Raw genomic sequence first — 17,662 nt, 5'->3', positions numbered from 1 at the left:
TTCTCACGTCAGGATCTTCCTTGCATTGCCAGAGGTTTTTTCCTGCTCAGCCCTCACTCCGACACGCTCACTTAAGGGTGAGAGAGGGAGTGGCGCCCAAGCAGAGCTTGGGCAAAAAGTGGCATTCCCGGGCTTTCGCTTGGGAACGAGGGAGTAAGCTGGAGCTTGGGAACGAGAATAAAAGGACGTTTATCAATGGGAAATCGTCTGGATCAGATCATCTCCGGGACCTGGCCACAAAAAAAGCCCCCGGCGGGAAGGCCGGGGGCCGCAAACGTCCAGGTGGGATAAGGCCAGGTTAAACCAGATTTCTCCGGAAACGCAGGCCCACCAAGCCCAGGAGGCTGCTGCCGAGCAGATAGACAGTGGGAGGCACCGGAATGCCGCACGGATCAACCCGGAAGTAGGCACAACCGCCACTGGTTTCAAGAGCATTTCGGATAATTTCGATGTCGAGGGAGTGGGCCCCCGGATCTAACCCGAAAACGCCACGGCTTAATGCAGCGTTGAGCAAAGCAAGATCAGGATTACTAATCCCTGTAGCTACGCCCGTATTGGCCACAAAAGTTGTCGCCCCAACAGCCGCGCCACCATCATACAGTTGAAACACATCCCCTATCGCAAAAGCATCGACGATGGTCACCTGACTGCCGATTGGAAAGTTGGTGGTGTAGGTCCACGGCGGATTGGGGGCTGCCACAGAATTGTCGCCATCACTTGGAATGCATCCATCCCCATTAAAGGCGAAACTTGACGCTACACCAAATTCGAATTCATACCACTGGCCCAAGACAACTTCGGTAGCTTGTACCGGCACCACCGCAAAAGCCACTATCAACAGCATCAAAAATAGTATCTTTTTCATCTCAATCTCCTTAGTGAGAAGGAGGTTGCTATTCCGCCGTCCTGGCGCGTTTCCAGTTAACGACCTGGGAATTTTATGAACTTTCCCGGGGAAACTGTTTAGCCATTGGTTTTCGCTCTCTCGTGGTTTGAATTTTTGACAAGCTGCTCATGGTTATATCGAGATTCCCCCACCGACATCGCGCATAGACTATGTATTGGCCTCGCGTTCATGCGTATGCAGAACCTGTCACCCTTGTCAGTGCAGTCAGGGAATTCCACGTTCGACAACGTGAGCCCTTGCCGAATCACCTCCTTTCCCTTATTTGGGGTCTCCAGGCTTTCCTTGCCAAGGAGCCCGACGCCTCGTGGAACCGAGGCCATTCCCCTTCCTTAGGGGCGGGGTGTCTAATAATATTTTATTGTATGTTTACTATTATCATCTAAATTAAAAAAGTCAACAAATTATTTATAATTTTTTTATTAAAAATGATGACTGAAATAACATAATTAGAATCAGCCTTAGATTGAATTTAAATATATTAAGAAAATTAATTAGATAGCCCTATAGGTAGCTGACTCTCTTCAGCGCTAAGAATAAGCTTTTTGGGGGAGCAGTTGGCCTTGATACTGAACATTTGTGGATGGGGACCCAATAGTTCATATGTTGGGTCTTACATTGTTATTGGGATGGGAGTCGTTGGGTCAATGTCGGGGAGCTGCTAAAAAGGCGTATTCCTTAGGAAGAGAACAACAGCCATGGGTCACCATAAACGGGGGAAGTTATGTTCAGCCCCCACAAGAAATCCCTCGTGGCCGCAAGTCGGTATTAAAGGTTGAGATTGAGGGTGTCGAACTGGCCGGTGACCTGGTTCTGGAGCCCGCAAGCGGGCTTGTAGGTAGAGACCTTAGCCAGAAGACGGGGTTGACCGCAAACAGGTACCTGCGGGGCACGGAGGCGCCTACCGAGATTCAGGTTGATTTCAACGGCATCATCACTCGGGTGATTTCCTGGCAGCGGCCGCCGGCGTCGATTTTCAGCACCACCCCTTGAAGCTGGAGGTTTTGGGTGGCCACTTTGAAGGGGTGGGGGCGCTGGGTCAGGAAGCGCTCCATAATGATCTCCCGATTCATGCCGATGACCGAATCCACCGGGCCTGTCATGCCGACGTCGCTGATATAGCCGGTGCCGCCCGGCAGGATGCGCTCGTCCGCGGTCTGGACGTGGGTATGGGTACCCACCATCGCGCTCACCCGGCCGTCCAGGTACCACCCCAGGGCCTGCTTCTCGCTGGTGGCCTCGGCGTGCATGTCCACCAGGATGACCTTGACTTCCGGGGGGAGGGTTTGAAGGAGCTGGTCTGCAGTGCGGAAGGGGCATTCCAGGGAACTCATAAAGACCCGGCCTTCCAGGTTGATGACGGCTACAGGCTCCCCCGCGGCGGTCTCGACCATGGCGAGGCCCCGACCCGGGGCCTCCGGGGGATAATTGGCCGGCCGCAGCAGACGGTCGGTGTCATTCAGGTAGGGGAGGATTTCTTTGTGTTTCCAGATATGGTTGCCGCTGGTAAGCAGATCGACTCCCTGGCTCAGGAACTGGTCGGCCACCTGGGGAGTTATGCCGAGGCCACCGGAAGCGTTTTCGCCGTTAGCCACCACCAGGTCGATGCGATAATGGTCCACCGCCCGAGGCAAGAGTTCGGTTATCACTCGCCGTCCCGGAGCCCCCACGATATCGCCGATAAACAAAATATTCATGAATATCGGGCCTTAGCGGGCGTATTCTACCGACCGGGTCTCCCGGATGACGGTGACTTTGATCTGGCCAGGGTAGGTGAGGTCCTGCTCGATCTTCTTGGCTACCTCCCGGCTGAGGAGAATTGCCTCCTCGTCGTTGACTTTTTCGCTCTCCACGATGAGGCGGATTTCCCGCCCCGCTTGAATGGCGTAAGATTTGCTGATGCCGCCGAAGGAGAGGGCCACTCGTTCCAGGTCTTCCAGGCGCTTGACGTAGGTTTCCAGCATCTCCCGCCTGGCGCCGGGCCGGGCGCCGGAGAGGGTGTCAGCGGCCTGCACCAACACGGCCAGGATGTTTTCGGGAGGGACGTCTTCGTGGTGCGCCGCAATGGAATGCACCACTTTGGGGGATTCGCCGTGGCGTTTGGCCAGATCGGCGCCAATGAGGGCATGGACGCCTTCCGCCTCCTGGTCCACGGCCTTGCCGATGTCATGGAGCAAACCGGCGCGCTTGGCGTGCTTGACGTTGAGTCCCAGTTCCGCGGCCATGATGCCGCAGAGGTAGCAGACCTCCACCGAATGTTGCAAGACGTTTTGGGCGTAACTGGTGCGGAACTTCAGCTTGCCCAGGAGTTTGACCAACTCGGGGTGGAGGCCGTGCACTCCGGCGTCGAACGCGGCCTCTTCGCCCGCTTCCCGGATATTGACTTCCAGCTCTTGGGTGACCTTTTCCACGATCTCTTCGATGCGCCCGGGATGGATACGGCCGTCGGAGATGAGCCGGTCCAGGCTGCGCCGGGCTATCTCACGCCGCACCGGATTGAAGGCGCTCAAGATGACGGCTTCCGGAGTGTCATCAATGATAATGTCTACGCCGGTGGCGGCTTCTAAAGCGCGGATGTTGCGGCCTTCCCGGCCGATGATGCGGCCCTTCATCTCTTCGTTAGGCAGGGCCACCACCGAAACGGTCTGTTCGGCCACGTAGTCGGAGGCATAGCGCTTGATGGCCAGCCCGATGATCTCTTTGGCCTTGCGATCGGCGTGCTCTTTGGCTTCGGACTCGATGCGTTTGATCATGTGGGCGGCATCGACCCTGATTTCCCGCTCCATGGACTTTAAGAGATGGTCCTTGGCCTCGGCAGCGCTCATACCGGCCAGTTGCTCCAGGCGGGCATTCTGTTCTTCCAGGAGGTGCTGACAACGTTCGGTCTGTGCCTTGAGTTCCTCTTCCTGTTTGGTTACCAGTTTGTGCTTTTTGATGAGTTCGGTGTCCCGTTCATCGACCAAAGAGGATTTCTTTTCCAGATGTTCCTCTTTTTGGAGGAGGCGGCGTTCCAGTTGATTGAGTTCGTGGCGACGGTCCTGGGTTTCCTTTTCGAAGTCCATCTTCATTTGCAGGAGCTGATCCTTGGCCTGGAGCTTGGCCTCTTTCTTGAGGCTATCGGCATCCTTGCGGGCTTCGTCCAGAATCTTTTTTCCCAGAGCTTCCAAGGACTTCTGGTGGCTATCTATCACATGTTTGCGATAGAAAAAACCGCCCACGAAGCCAAGGGCCAGAAGGATAACCTCTACGAAAAATTGTAATATAGTCATGTAAATTCCCTTACGCGCGATGATTATACTAGCAGTGGTACAAGCCGGCCCGCGGGTCGGAATAGAGCAGATTTCGAACTAACAAACTCTGGAGAGGTTGACGCGCCGGGCGGTGGCACGATGGGCCACGGTGGCAGCTTTTGGGGCGGAAGAGGATAAACGGCGGCGCCGGTGCGAAGCAACCGGCTAATAAATCATTTCTTACAACCCTTCCAACAAATGGTCACCGAAATGAACTGGTCAACAGGATACTGCGCCGTTGACCCCCTCAGATATCGATATTCTCCCGGGCCAATAACCCGGCAGCGTGTAGGTGTTGCCGATTTCCCGTCTGGGTCGATATTTCTGACCGGTGCGTCGTCTTCCCGCCGCCCGGAATAATTCCTGCCGTGTTATCCCTCACCCCAGGTTGTTCATGCTGGGGTTACCCAAGCCTCTCAAGAGTGAATTTACCCCGGGGTGCGGTCAAGGCCCCGGAGGAAAGGCTGAATTACTTGCCTCCAATATTTGGATTAACTGTTGGGATCGTTTTTCGATTTCCGCATGGAGCTGTTGGTAATCCTCCTTGCTCTCCAGGCACTCATATGCCAGGTTCAAAGCCGCCAGGATTGCCAGGTCACTCAAGGGCCTGGTGGGGAAGGTCCGCTGTAGTTCTCGAAGTTGGGCATCCACCTCATGCGCCACGGCGTGCAGGCTCTCAGGAGTCACACTCCCCTTTAAGGTGAAGGTGCGGCCCAATATTTCCACGGTCACCGGCGTGGCCTCCTGCACAGGATCTATGCCGATTCTCCCGTATCGATGATTTTTAAACGGTTGAGGATCTTATCGATCCGCTCTCGGACCATCTCTCGTTCCCGAGAGACTTTGGCCAGTTCAGCCTGGGCCTCTTTGAGGGCTTGTTCTTTCTCGATCAGGCTTTGACGCAGCGCGGTGTTGGCCTCTTTCAAGCCGGTAATTTGGGTTAAAACCAGTTCCAGTTTTTGTTCCAGAGTAGTAAAGAGATCGGTAACCACACATAACCCCCAGTCTTATAGATTGTGCTCTTGCGGAGCATAATTGTCAAGCATTTTTACAGTATTGGCTACGCCGGCATTGGGTTTAAGCCGGTTAGAGATTGAAGCTCCCGGGCTCAAGAGTGTATGATCAGGTTCCCGTTGCTTGCAGCCCCCTCAAGGGGTGAAGCGTCCTCAAGAGATTTTAACCTTGTCAATCAGTTAAGGATAAGGGATATTCGCAAAAAATCCGAATTTTTTTGCGGAGACGCCCAGGTTGGTCAGGCTACGGTTAATCAAAAAAAGGCAGGTTTGGGTCCCGACGTGGCTCGGTTGGGTAATCCTTGCCCTGATAATCGCCACTTTCTTCATGGTTAGTCTTCATGGGATACAATCGTTTTTGGCCGTGAATCACCCCGTCAAGAGCGAGGTCATGGTGGTAGAGGGCTGGTTGCCGGACTCCGCCCTGGAACAGGCCTTGCGTGAATTTAACCGGCGTCATTGCCGATTGATGCTCGTGACCGGCGGTCCTATGGAACAAGGTCACATGCTCGCACGTTATAATAATTTCGCCGAATTGGCGGCAACGATTTTAGAGCGATTAGGATTAGACCGACGGATGATTATACCGCTTGCGGCGCCCGCGGTTATGAGGGATCGAACGTATGCCTCGGCAATAGCTTTAAAAGATTGGCTCAATCATTCACCATTACCTATAAACGCCATTAATTTGGTCAGTCTCGGCACTCATGCCCGCCGCAGCAGATTGTTATTTGAGAAAGCCCTGGGACCTGGCATAGCCGTAGGGGTCATTGCCATACCGGACCCCCGCTACGATCCTCGGGCTTGGTGGAGGTCCAGCCTGGGAGTGCGAACAACAATGGATGAACTGATTGCTTATCTCTATGCCAGGTTTATCTTTTGAGATTTGTGGTTTTTTATGCACCGCAGAGATGCGGAGGAACGCAGAGAGCTTAGGTCTGATTACTTAAGCCACCATGTATACCGAGTTGCGTTCAAAGGGTAAAATTGATAGACGCAGGGTCTGGCCTACGCCTGCACAGGCGAGACGCCTGTGCCACCATTTGAATGGTAATTGGTATAAGATAAGAATTCATCTAACCGGGGCAAGGGATGATTTGAGGGTTTGGGCTAAATTGGTAAACCGCCGGATGGGCTTGTCATTCCTGATGGCCATGCCGAGGGCCCGCTTACTACCCAGGATCACTACCAGGCGGCGGCCCCGGGTGAGAGCGGTGTACAAGAGGTTCCGCTGCAACATCATAAAGTGATGGGTGGTGAGCACCAGGACGACAGCGGGAAACTCACTACCCTGGGCCTTGTGCACCGTCACGGCATACGCCAAAGTGAGTTCCTCCCGTTCGCCGGGGTCATAGGTGAGCACCCGTCCGTCAAAATCCACCTGGAGTTGGTTGGTGGCGGTGAGAAACCCGCACACCTGGCCGATATCGCCGTTGAAGATTTCCTTGTAGTAGTTATTTCTGAGCTGCATCACCTTGTCCCCGTGGCGATAGACCCGCCCGCCCCAGGACCAGCGCGCGCTTAAGGGGTTGAGGCGTTCCTGCAGCTCCACGTTCAGGGTTTGAATGCCCACGGCCCCCCGGTGCATGGGGGTGATGACCTGGAGGTCTCGCAGGGGGTCCAGGCCGAAGCGCCGGGGAAGCTCCTCGGCCACCAGGTTAAGGAGCCTGGACTTGATGGCTTCGGGGTCCTCCAATTCCAGGAAGACAAAGTCGCCTTTGCCGAACTCGTGAGGCAGGACGGGATACTCACCCTGGTTGATGCGATGGGCGTTGACCACGATGAGGCTCTCTTTGGCCTGGCGGTAGATCCGGGTGAGGCGCACCACGTGGACGACCCCGGAATCCATCAGGTCTTTGAGGATGTTGCCCGGCCCCACCGCAGGAAGCTGGTGGGCGTCCCCCACCAAGATGAGGCGGGCGGCTTGCGGTATGGCTCGGAGCAAATGATACATTAAGAAGGTATCCACCATGGAGGTTTCGTCCACCACCACCACTTCCGCCTTTAAGGGGTCCGCGGGGCTGCGGCGGAAGCCGCCGGTCTGGGGAGAAAACTCCAGGGCCCGGTGAATGGTGGTGGCGGTCATGCCGGTGGTCTCAGAGAGGCGCTTGGCTGCCCGGCCGGTGGGGGCCATGAGCATAACCCGGGCACCGAGACCCTGGTAAAGGTCCAGGATGCAACTGACCAGGGTGGTTTTGCCGGTACCGGGGCCGCCGGTGATGATGAGCACCTTGTCCTTGAGGGCTGCGGCCACCGCGGCTGCTTGCTCGGGGGAGAGTGCAAGATTGCGCTGCTGTTGAACCCGGTTGATGAGGTCTTCGAGATGGAGCGGGGGATGGCTGCCGGCGGCCGTAATCAGGCGCCCCAGGGCCTGGGCCACCCCGGTTTCCGCCACCCAGGCGGGCCGCTTGTATACGGCGCGGCCTGACGGCAACTCCGGCAGCACCACCCGGCCTTCCCGGGCCAAATCTCCCAGGGCCGCTTGCACGGGGGGGCGGGGCACCTGGAGCAATTCCTCGGTCCGGCTTAAGAGCAGCTCCTCCGGGACGTAGACATGGCCCTCGCCGCTCATGGTGTCCAGGATGTGGAGCAGCCCCGCGGCCAGGCGGGCCGGAGTCAGGGGGTCCAGGTTGAGGCGGCCGGCCAAGCGATCGGCGGTGAGAAACCCCAGGCCATGGATATCCAGGGCCAGTTGATAGGGGTTGGTGGTCACCACTTCTACGGCCTGGTCGCCGTATTGCTGATAAATCTTGGTGGCCATGCTCATGCCCACGCCCAGACCTTGCAGGGCCACCAGCACCTGCCGGGCGGCTTTCTGAGTCTGCCAGTCCTGGCGAATCTGCTCCATCTTTTTCGGGCCGATGCCGGAGACTTCCGCCAGGCGCTCCGAGTGGTTGTCGATGATCGTCAGGGTCTCAGGGCCGAAATGGGTCACCAGGCGCTGGGCCAATTCCGGGCCGATGCCCTTGATGAGCCCCGAGGCCAGATATTTTTCGATGCCGGCCACGGTGGCGGGGAGCACGGCGTACCACCATACCACCCGGAACTGTTCTCCCCACTTGGGATGCACCTCATAGCGGCCCTTGAGGTGAAGCTGCTCGCCTTCCTTGACGGCAGCCAGCGGACCCACAACCGTGGCGGGCTGGCGGCGTCCCCGAACGTTGAGCCGGACCACCGCGTAGTGGCTGGCCGGGTCGGCGAAGGTGAGGCGCTCCACGGTCCCTTCGAGGGTCTCCAAGGGATGAGAGGTCAGGTCTTGGGGTGAGGGAGGTTTGTTTTGTGCCAAGGTGTGGCTAAATCTCCTGTTAGAGTTGCCAGTGATCAGTGATCAGTGGCCAGTGGCCAGTGTGGTAGGGCGGGCCTCCCCGCCCGCCTCAGTAGTCAGAAAAAACTTGGGCAAAGAAGCAGGGTGGGCACACCCCAGGCACAGGCTGGAAAGCCTGTGCCACCAATTCAGTGTGGTTCATCATAAACTGGGCTGCCGCGGCCCGTCAACGGGAATCGGCCTTAAACCGGGACCACTACCCAAGGACTTCGCTCTCACCCCTGGGTTAATTTTCCGTGAGGATAAAGGGAATTCTTATAATTCGCTTGACTTCTCGGCGCAAAAAGTTATTATTGATATTGGTTCTCAATAATGTGGACTTGCTAATCCGAACATGGTAATGAAATCCGAAATCCAGGTTTTCCGGGAATATATTCGCCAGCGCAGTCTGAGGCGTACCCAGGAACGGGAAGAGATACTCCAAGAGATTTTTGCGATTCACGGGCATTTCGATGTAGACGAACTCCACCTGAGGCTTAGGGATAAGTGCTCCAAGGTATCCAAGGCCTCCATCTACAGGGCGCTGCCGTTATTCATTGATTGCGGTCTGGTCCGGGAGGTGGATTTCAGCGACGGTCATTGGCATTATGAGCACATTTACGGCCACGCCCACCATAGTCATCTGCGGTGCCTGGGATGCGGCGAGGTCCTGGAGTTCGTGGAACCGAGGTTGAGGCTCCTGGAAGAGCAACTGGCCCGGGAATACGGCTATCGGATTAAGGGCCACCAGTTGCAGGTGCATGGCTATTGCGCGACCTGCCAGGAGGCGGATAAAAGTGGCAGTTTTTGAAAAGGACCGAAACATCATGTCTGAAGCAGTGGAAACTCTGGAACACTCCCTGGCCGAGATGCCAGCCGGCCAGCGGGTAAGAATTACCGGGCATCGGGGCGGCCGGCTGTTGCGGGCGCGCTTGCTGGCCATGGGACTCAATCTGGGAAGGGAACTGGAAATTTTGCAGAACAACCGCGGCCTCATCATCGTAGGCATCAACGGAGGCCGCGTGGCTTTAGGAAAGGGCATCAGCGCGAAGATCCTGGCCGAGCCGGTGGTGCCTCTGCTCACGCACCAACACCCCGGATAACCGAAAAACGTCAAAATTCAATCCTGACGAAGTTGTATCCTGAAGAGTTTTCTATAGTTATGATAGGGAAATGCGTTCAAACAGGTATTTGGCAGCCGCAGGCTTTACCGTGAAAATCCAAATCCCCCTTTTTCAAAGGGGGACTTTTTATCCCCATCCCTTAAGGCCAGCCGGTTTCGGACAAGTTGGGTCAGCCGGCGCCTAACTTCTTTGAAATTGCCTTTATGAACGCGATCCGGTATGAGGGGAGGCGCATCTGCAGGTGCGACCACCAAGAGAGCGGACACATAGGTCCGCCCCTACAAAAACTATAATTACCTGTATGAACGCAGCTCGATATTACCGGCGCGGAGGTAGCTCGGACGAGAGTTCTATCAGAACACTCGGGAGCCAAACACCATAGCCAAGCCAACGACGGAGACGGTGCCGAAGGGCATCCAGGTAAGCTGGTCTTTGGAGAACAGTCTGGCCCACTTCCAGGTCTTGCCACTGGTGGTCTGGGGCAGTTTGCTCAAGTGGGTAAGATTAATATGGGCCTGGGAAAAGTCTCCCACGGGAGCCAGCGTTTGCGTGAGGTTGGTCAGCCTGGGGAGCAAGCCAGGGGTGGATGCTGTGGATTCCGGCAGGGTTTGCTCATAGAGCTTCAAGCAAGCTTCCACCACTGCGGGATCATAGAGAACCCCTTTGTTCATAGAGAGTTCTGCCAGGGCGACGGATGGGTCCAGGGCAGGGCGATAAGGCCGATGGGAACACATGGCCTCCATGACATCGGCTACGCCTAAGATCTTGGCTTCAAAGAGGATGTCAGGCTCCTTCAGACCTTGGGGATAACCGGAGCCATCCAGCCTTTCGTGATGCTGCAAGATGATCTCGGTGGTATCGGCAGGGAGCTTGAGGGGCTGCAAGATGTTATAAGCCACCTGCGGATGGGTCTTAATCAGGTCGAACTCTATGGACGAGAGTTTTCCCGGCCTGGCGAGCAATTCCGTCGGGATGGCGACTTTACCCAGGTCATGCAGCGTGGCGGCGATCCGGAGTTGCTGGACCCGGTCTTCAGGGAGGTCCATCTCCTGGGCGATAGCACAGGCGATCTGGGTTACCCGTTGCTGGTGACTAACGGTATACGGGTCCCGGGCTGCGATCGTAGACTCCATCACCTGAATGAGGGCATCCATGGCATCTCCTTCTTGACCGGAGTTTCTCCTCGACACCGTAGGTCATCTGCAGTATCAACCGTTGGCAGGCGAGCTTGATAATAGGGTATAATCCGAGAGTATGCCTGCCAATAAGGGTTTCCCTGATTTTATGTGCCGAAATCCCTTGGTTCTTCAGGAAAGGGAGGGTCAATTGAACATCATTGGTAAACTTGCGGCCGTACCCCTGCGGCCGGGGGAGAGGAGCTAGTGGTACAAGAGGGTACCGGCCTGCTTCCGGAGAGGAGGCAAGAACTGGAAAACCTGGCTCAACGGCTAGGATACCGCTTCGAGAACCTGGAGTTGCTCAACCAGGCCTTGCGCCACAGTTCGTATGCCCATGAGAACCCAGAGAGCGGCGTCAGCAATGAACGGTTGGAGTTCTTGGGAGATGCCGTCCTGGACCTTGTGGTGAGCGCCCTGCTTCTGGCCCGGTTTCCTCAAAGTCCCGAAGGAGATCTGTCTCGGGGGCGGGCCGCCCTGGTGAATGCCAGGCAACTGGCAAATCTGGCCCGAAATTTGGGCCTGGGGGACCACCTTCTGCTGGGACGGACCGAAGAACGGCAGGAGGGCCGGCAGAAACCCTCTCTCCTGGCTAATGCCCTGGAAGCAGTGCTCGGGGCGGTTTATCTGGACGGCGGCTTGGAGGTGGTAGCGCGCTTGACGGAACCATGGTTTAGCCCGCTTTTGGAGACCGCGCTTCCGGGCCAGGACTTCAAGACCTCCCTCCAGGAACTCACCCAGGCCCGCTACAAGGCCTTGCCGTCGTATCACCTCCTGGCCGAAAGCGGGCCCGGCCATGCCAAACATTTTCAGGTGGAGGTGCGGGTCAATGAGGTGTCCTTGGCCCAAGGGGAAGGCGGCACCAAGAAACAGGCGGCGCAACGTGCAGCCCGCCTGGCCTTGGAGAAACTGGCAGGGGAGGGACATGAACCGGAAGCAGGCGAGGCCACCGAGTAAGGCCGTTTTCGGTTTTCAGTTTACGGTGCCCAAGCAGAGCTTGGGCCAAAAGTAGCGTTCCCAAGTGCAACTTGGTAACGAGGGCGTAATTGGGGCGCAGGCAGATATGCCTGCGCCCCAATTGGTTATACTCATTGCCAAAAGTTTTTTCTTATCCGCCCCTCACCCTCTCCCACAAGGGGAGAGGGGAATAAAAGGAAAGAACTTTTGGCAAGCGCTATAAGTGGCTAATCGATGCGTTTAAATAATTTTTTTACCGCTTTACAGACGGGGCAGTTGTCCGGGGCCTCGCCTTCCGCGGTGTAACCGCAGACCGAGCACACGAACATATCCACCAATTTCTTGTCTTCCATGGTTTTAAGGGCTTTCTGATAGAGAGCAGCGTGGACCTTCTCCACTTCGTTAGCATAGGTAAAGGTGCGTTCCGCCTCCTTATGCCCCTCGGCTTGGGAGTCGGCAATCATCCGGGGGTACATCTGTTGGAACTCGGCGGATTCTCCGGCTATAGCTTCCTTGAGATTTTCCGCGGTGGCGCCGATGGCTTTTAAGGCCCTGAGGTGATTCAGGGCATGGACCGTTTCAGCATGCGCCGCAGCCCGAAACAGGCGGGCAACCTGAGGATAACCCTCGGCGTCGGCTTTTTCGGCGAAAGCCAGGTACTTACGGTTAGCTTGAGATTCCCCCGCAAAGGCTTCTTTGAGGTCAGCTATGCTCTTATTCATGGGTCGTTCCTCCCTTAACCTTCTACCTGTTTCATGGGAATGCCGCAGCACACCAGCACGCCGCCGCCGGCCTCAACTACCTTCACCTTATTGCCGCACACTTTGCAAACATATAACTGTCCTACCTCGATTGCCATACTAGTCCTCCTTGTGGGATTCTTGTTGTTGACACTGGGGGCAAAGGCCCCAGAAAATCAGGGATGGGTGCTCGACCTGGAAGCCGTGTTGGTCATGGGGCGCCAGGGCAGGAAACTCCTCCCGGGGCCAGTCAAGATCGACGATGCGGTGGCACTGCCGGCAGATGAGGTGGGCATGAGGCCCGGTCTCGCCGTCATAGCGCGCCACTTCGTGCAAGGGATTAACCTTGATCACCATGCCTTTCTGGCACAAGATCTCCAGGGTTTTATATACGGTGTTAAAGGAAATGGCCGGGAGCTTTTGGCGCACCTCCTGATAGAGATTTTCTGCAGTGGGATGGTCCCGGCGATGTTGGAGGCTCTCCATCACTGCCAAACGCTGGGGGGTCACCGCAATACCTTGGTCACGCAATTGTTGGATGAGATTTTCCATAGTCTGTTGGAACCTGATTATTAGATAATAATTGTTACTGACAGTGTCAAGGGGGGAAAATGCCGTAATCGATTCAAGGAAGGTTTTTTCGGAGAAGGGAAAAGCGTTTCGATGGCAGGGATGGCACAGAGGCGTTCATCCGGGATTACCCCTTGGATGTCGCCCCTCCCGGCTTCTGATGAAACGGTCTGGTCAGTGCAGCCGTTTAGCCCTCTTGATGAGGGGGCAGTTGTTGATAGGCCGCGGCTTCATGAAGCGCCTCGGCTTGCAGGCGATAGCTCCTGGCGGACAGGAGGGCCATGCCACTAAAACCCAAAAGAAAACCCGCGAGAATGCCGCCGAAAAAAATGACGATGACCATGTCATTACCTCCCTTCATCCCATAAAATACCCTGGGATGATTTTGGATGGTCTTGCAGGCTATCCCCCCGTAGCTAATCATATCCCCTATGAAAAAGATAATATTTCAGTATCCGCATGCAACTGGCAAAACTGCCTAATTGGCCCTCGGTAAAACTACCTACTGGGAAGTTGGAAATGGTGGAAGGTGGTGGGTTCGGTGAGAATCCTGGATAGAAAACGCGATGAAGAATCTGGAGATTCCTCACCGCGCTCTATCAGAAGGCTAAATATTAATAATAGTAATTCAAGCCACACTGAAAAAAATTAACATTAAAGGCGGGATTTTCTTTATAGATACCGGCATTGGAAGAATGCCGGAACCGGTAAGCCACGGTTAGAGCCGTTTGGGAAGTCAAAGCAATGTCGAAGCCGGCTCCCACTTGGGGGGTGAAGTTGAAGGCGTGAGCCAGGGCCGGGCTGTCAATACTTTCGCTGATGATCCCGGCGCCCCCCTCGATAAAGGCCAAAACCGAGGGAAAGAGGAGACAACTGAGTTTTAGCAGGGGGGTGAACCCAAGTTCAAAGCCGGTCGTTTCGGCGCTGGCGACGCTGGCGATGCCCTCAATGACAAAGGAGGCTCCGAAGGGACCCATTTGCTTACCTGGTTTCAGGAAAAAAATACCCCAACGAGGCAGTAAACTGTAGAGCTGGACTGTAGCTTTCTTAGTATTTTTCCCGTACGCGAAGCGCAGTCCCACTTCCTGGTTGAATTTACTGACGTCAAATTCGGCGCCCCGAGCCATCCCCGGCAGCATTATCACAGCCGCCAGCACTATGACCATCAGGCCATTCCCACAAATGCGCCGCACCATTTCTCCCCCCTTGCGATGCAGGCTAGCCTTCTAAAACGCTTCTAAAAATAGCACTGTGGCACCCAAAAGTCAAAGAGTTTGCGCCGAGAGTTACTGGTTGTGGCCTTTCCTGGTACGAGGTTTTTGGAGAGTAAAATTGGGCAATTACGAGGGCAGATCAGACTTAATTGTCGCTAAGAATAATAACATGGCCAATCAGAAACGCAATTTTACTTATTAGTTCCCCAGACTGATAAACCATGGGCTATGGGTAAAGGGACCAAGAAAGCCAGAGCTGAGCCGGTACCCAGAAGTAAGGTGAGGAATACTGCGATGGTGATGATCTTTGTGGAAATTGTCATCTCTATTCCACACACGGGGGTTGAAGGCTATGCAATAAAATATCATGCAATTACCATTCCAGCCGAATGCAAGCTCTTAGAATAGTACCGTCAATGGAATAATTGAGGATATGTGAGGATCGGACGGAAGGCTATAGGATGAATCATGTTCACCGAATTAAACACCGGCAAGCCCAGAATTCATGATTATTTACATTTCTCAGATATTAAAAAAGAATTTTTGATTCAAGAAGGTGAACAAGGCAGGGGTGGTGCCGGGGTTTCGAAGTCTGGTCATGCAGGAAGCATTTGCCACCGATGCGGCGAAAAGACCGCGATGATCAAGAAAGTGGGGGAGGAGTTTACCTCGATCAAGTTCCTGCTCCCCCCCAGACGATAAAATGCCTGTTGCTGGGCTCTGGCTGGCAGTCTTACTTTTTACCCTCCCAGAAGCAATCATCCTTAAACCGGGCCGCCGCGCCCAACTCGGTCTCAATGATCATGAGCCGGTTATACTTGGCGATGCGTTCGGACCGGGACACGGACCCGGTCTTGATCTGACCGACCCCTGTAGCCACGGCCAGGTCGGCAATAAAGGTGTCCTCGGTCTCACCGGAGCGGTGGGAAATGACCGCGCGATAACCGTTGCGGCGGGCCAGGCCGATGGCGTCCAGGGTCTCGGTGACGGTGCCGATCTGGTTCAATTTGATCAGGATGGCATTGGCTGCGCCCATTTCGATGCCGCGTTGCAGATAGCGGACGTTGGTGACGAAGAGATCGTCGCCCACCAGTTGCAGCCGGCCACCCAATTCTTTGGTGAGGTGCACCCAGCCGTCCCAGTCCTCTTCGGCCAGGCCGTCCTCTATGGAGACGATGGGATAGCGGTTGGCTAAACCCCGATAATATTCCGTCATGGCTTTGGCATCGCGCCGGGAGCCGTCACCTTTCTTGAAGACGTATTCCCCGGTGGCCTTGTCGAAAAATTCCGAGGACGCGGGGTCCAGGGCCAGAACCACGTCGGCGCCGGGCCGGTAACCCGCCTGCTCCACGGCCGCGTTAATGAGGTCCAGGGCGGCTTCATGGGAAGGCAAATCCGGAGCGAACCCGCCTTCGTCGCCCACGCCTGTGCCCAGCTTTTTGGAAGCCAGGACCTTTTTCAAGGTATGGAACACTTCGGAGGCGATCCGTAGGGCCTCTGCAAAGGTTTTGCCGCCCACCGGCATGATCATGAACTCCTGAATATCCAGATTGTTGCCGGCATGGGCTCCCCCGTTGATAATGTTCAACATGGGCATAGGCAAGGTGGCGGCTCCGGCGCCCCCCAGATAACGGTACAGGGGCAGCCCCGAGACTGCGGCTCCGGCCCGGGCCGCGGCCATGGAGACGGCCAGAATGGCGTTGGCCCCCAGGCGGCTTTTGGTGGGGGTGCCGTCCAGGCGGCACATGGTCTCGTCGATCAAGGCCTGCTCCAGGGGGTTGATACCCTTCAAGGCCGGTTGGATAATCTCCTGGACATGCTTAACAGCTTGGAGCACACCTTTGCCCAGGTAGCGGGGGCCGCCGTCCCGCAGTTCCAGGGCCTCGTTCTCGCCGGTGGACGCGCCCGAAGGCACCATAGCCTGGGTGCGGAGGCCGTTGTCCAACAGGAGTTCGGCGAATACGGTGGGTTGACCCCGGGAGTCCAGGATTTCTTGGGCACGGATGGCTTTGATATGGGGCATGTTTTCCTCCTCTCAGACAAAATGGCTGCGACTCAGCAGCGAGCCAATGGCAACTTGATTCCAACTGTAATCATATCAAGATAAAGTGCAGGGGCGCCATCCTTGACGCCTTCTAGGGGATAATACCACGTTGTATAATAAGCTGCTAGGCATACCCACGCAACCTTTCTCCAAAAGAAAAGCCGTCTTATACTCATTGCCAAACGAGCCTCTTGCAAAAGTCTCTTTACGGTCGAAACCGTATATATGACAAAAGCACAGGCTGGAAAGCCTGTGCTACCGGCGAATTTCTCAATACCAGGCTAAAGCTTGCGACCACATAAGGTCCGGTAATTTTGCAAGAAATTCTTTTGGCAATCACTATAAGAGCCTGCGCTTCGTTCATGATGACAGAGAAAAACGGTTTAAAAATGGCTTTTAGTCCCTCCAAACTACCCCAAAAATCGCTGAAAATGGCCGGGCGCGGGCCGAATGGACGGGCAAACCCGGCACATGTGCCGGGACATTGCCAAGGTACCCTCGCCATACACCCGGCCTAAACCCGCGTGCAAGCGCGTTCCGGTCGAGGCAGTGCCAAGGTTGTCACGCGCTTGTCCCGCGCTTGTCCCAGGGTAATAACCGGGCTTTCGTAATATTTAGTCTTTAATATCAATAGATTATTGATGGGCTGGCATCCTCGTGCCGGGACACGGCACAGGCGGAACGGCTGGAGTCTGCCGATTTTCCTCAGGTTGGCCAGCAGTGAACCGTTTTTATCCCGGCAAGTCATGGAGACAGCATAAACTCAGAACTGCGACGGACCCAGCAATGATGAGAAAGGTGACAGGTTTTCTTTTGCAAGTGCGGACATGATCCGGGTTGCAACCATGCCATAAAAGATGGCGTGGTAGAATTGATTACCCCTTTGAAGTAACGCCCACTTTTTTTTGAAATACTAAAATATACTTATTGCCAGGAGAGGTTCTTGCAAAAAGCCGTTTGGTCACTTATAGCGTTTGCCATAAATTTATGCCGCTGGCTGATTTTTAAATCCCCCTAAATCCCCCTTTTTCAAAGGGGGACTTTATAAGTAATTCCTTATAGTTCCCGCCTTTACCAAAAGGGGGTTAGGGGGGGGTGGAGTGTTAAAGTATCTCCTAATTACGGAAAAAACTTTTGGCAAACGCTATATGAGATGCTTCTGTTGCTTCTTTCCCTCAGAATGACAGGCAGGGAGATATTTGCAAGAGGCTCAAAAGTTTTTTCTTATTAACCCCTCACCCTACCCTCTCCCACAAGGGGAGAGGAGAATTAGAGGAAAAAACTTTTGGCAAGCGCTATAAATCTGAACAGGCCGGGAAGCGGGTGG

18 protein-coding genes are annotated in these 17,662 nt (G+C 55.2%); 5 read left to right on the top strand and 13 right to left on the bottom strand.

Going from position 1 to position 17,662, the window contains the following annotated elements; genetic code table 11:
* Positions 1–298: 298 nt before the first annotated feature.
* From WC600_01905 to zapB, 5 genes are all read right to left on the bottom strand, one after another.
* The gene (locus tag WC600_01905; protein ID MFA4901478.1) at positions 299–865 is read right to left on the bottom strand and encodes a hypothetical protein; all 567 of its coding nucleotides are present in this window, start codon (positions 863–865) and stop codon (positions 299–301) included.
* A gap of 950 nt (positions 866–1,815) precedes the next feature.
* Positions 1,816–2,601, bottom strand: coding sequence for a TIGR00282 family metallophosphoesterase (locus WC600_01900; GenBank protein ID MFA4901477.1), 786 nt, complete (start codon positions 2,599–2,601; stop codon positions 1,816–1,818).
* Between the two features lie 12 nt (positions 2,602–2,613).
* A complete protein-coding gene (gene rny, locus WC600_01895; GenBank protein MFA4901476.1) occupies positions 2,614–4,173 on the bottom strand; it encodes a ribonuclease Y in 1,560 nt (519 codons plus the stop codon).
* 465 nt (positions 4,174–4,638) lie between these two features.
* Positions 4,639–4,926, bottom strand: a complete 288-nt coding sequence (locus WC600_01890) for a cell division protein ZapA (GenBank protein ID MFA4901475.1) — start codon at positions 4,924–4,926, stop codon at positions 4,639–4,641.
* Positions 4,927–4,949: 23 nt separating this feature from the next.
* On the bottom strand, positions 4,950–5,186 hold the full coding sequence (gene zapB / locus WC600_01885; GenBank protein MFA4901474.1) for a cell division protein ZapB: 237 nt from the start codon (positions 5,184–5,186) through the stop codon (positions 4,950–4,952).
* A gap of 385 nt (positions 5,187–5,571) precedes the next feature.
* Here zapB and WC600_01880 point away from each other — a divergent pair, with 385 nt between their 5' ends.
* A complete protein-coding gene (locus WC600_01880) occupies positions 5,572–6,090 on the top strand; it encodes an ElyC/SanA/YdcF family protein (protein ID MFA4901473.1) in 519 nt (172 codons plus the stop codon).
* A gap of 189 nt (positions 6,091–6,279) precedes the next feature.
* Here the strand turns inward: WC600_01880 and WC600_01875 are convergent, their stop codons facing one another.
* Positions 6,280–8,493, bottom strand: coding sequence for an ATP-dependent RecD-like DNA helicase (locus WC600_01875; GenBank protein ID MFA4901472.1), 2,214 nt, complete (start codon positions 8,491–8,493; stop codon positions 6,280–6,282).
* A gap of 379 nt (positions 8,494–8,872) precedes the next feature.
* On the opposite strand from WC600_01875, the gene WC600_01870 reads away from it, so the two are divergent.
* Both WC600_01870 and WC600_01865 read left to right on the top strand, forming a co-directional pair.
* Positions 8,873–9,322, top strand: a complete 450-nt coding sequence (locus WC600_01870) for a transcriptional repressor (GenBank protein MFA4901471.1) — start codon at positions 8,873–8,875, stop codon at positions 9,320–9,322.
* Entirely contained in the window at positions 9,309–9,614 is a 306-nt protein-coding gene (locus tag WC600_01865) for a FeoA family protein (protein ID MFA4901470.1), read from the top strand. Before WC600_01870 ends, WC600_01865 begins: the two co-directional genes overlap by 14 nt.
* A gap of 374 nt (positions 9,615–9,988) precedes the next feature.
* On the opposite strand, the gene WC600_01860 is transcribed toward WC600_01865, so the two are convergent.
* On the bottom strand, positions 9,989–10,789 hold the full coding sequence (locus WC600_01860) for an HD-GYP domain-containing protein (GenBank protein MFA4901469.1): 801 nt from the start codon (positions 10,787–10,789) through the stop codon (positions 9,989–9,991).
* Positions 10,790–11,017: 228 nt separating this feature from the next.
* Between WC600_01860 and rnc the strand changes: the two genes are divergently transcribed.
* Positions 11,018–11,767 (top strand): ribonuclease III, encoded by a 750-nt coding sequence (rnc, locus tag WC600_01855; protein MFA4901468.1) that lies wholly within the window; start codon positions 11,018–11,020, stop codon positions 11,765–11,767.
* A gap of 227 nt (positions 11,768–11,994) precedes the next feature.
* Here rnc and WC600_01850 read toward each other — a convergent pair whose 3' ends face one another.
* The 5 genes from WC600_01850 to WC600_01830 all read right to left on the bottom strand — a co-directional run bounded on the left by WC600_01850 (position 11,995) and on the right by WC600_01830 (position 14,273).
* Positions 11,995–12,489, bottom strand: a complete 495-nt coding sequence (locus WC600_01850) for a rubrerythrin family protein (protein MFA4901467.1) — start codon at positions 12,487–12,489, stop codon at positions 11,995–11,997.
* A 14-nt stretch (positions 12,490–12,503) separates the two neighbouring features.
* Positions 12,504–12,626 carry a desulfoferrodoxin FeS4 iron-binding domain-containing protein gene (locus WC600_01845; GenBank protein ID MFA4901466.1) on the bottom strand — a complete coding sequence of 41 codons (123 nt, stop codon included), beginning with the start codon at positions 12,624–12,626 and terminating at the stop codon, positions 12,504–12,506.
* Position 12,627: 1 nt separating this feature from the next.
* Complete coding sequence (locus WC600_01840) at positions 12,628–13,059, bottom strand: transcriptional repressor (GenBank protein ID MFA4901465.1); 432 nt, start codon at positions 13,057–13,059, stop codon at positions 12,628–12,630.
* 205 nt (positions 13,060–13,264) lie between these two features.
* A complete protein-coding gene (locus WC600_01835) occupies positions 13,265–13,420 on the bottom strand; it encodes a hypothetical protein (protein MFA4901464.1) in 156 nt (51 codons plus the stop codon).
* Between the two features lie 271 nt (positions 13,421–13,691).
* Entirely contained in the window at positions 13,692–14,273 is a 582-nt protein-coding gene (locus tag WC600_01830; GenBank protein MFA4901463.1) for an acyloxyacyl hydrolase, read from the bottom strand.
* Positions 14,274–14,759: 486 nt separating this feature from the next.
* Here WC600_01830 and WC600_01825 point away from each other — a divergent pair, with 486 nt between their 5' ends.
* Entirely contained in the window at positions 14,760–14,993 is a 234-nt protein-coding gene (locus tag WC600_01825) for a hypothetical protein (GenBank protein MFA4901462.1), read from the top strand.
* 31 nt (positions 14,994–15,024) lie between these two features.
* Here the strand turns inward: WC600_01825 and eno are convergent, their stop codons facing one another.
* Positions 15,025–16,314 carry a phosphopyruvate hydratase gene (eno, locus tag WC600_01820; GenBank protein ID MFA4901461.1) on the bottom strand — a complete coding sequence of 430 codons (1,290 nt, stop codon included), beginning with the start codon at positions 16,312–16,314 and terminating at the stop codon, positions 15,025–15,027.
* Positions 16,315–17,662: the final 1,348 nt, after the last annotated feature.

It is taken from the genome of Desulfobaccales bacterium (assembly GCA_041648175.1).
Lineage (GTDB): Bacteria > Desulfobacterota > Desulfobaccia > Desulfobaccales > 0-14-0-80-60-11 > 0-14-0-80-60-11.
The sequence above is the reverse complement of the archived record's forward strand: the minus strand, read 5'-3'. Positions and strand labels throughout refer to the sequence as shown.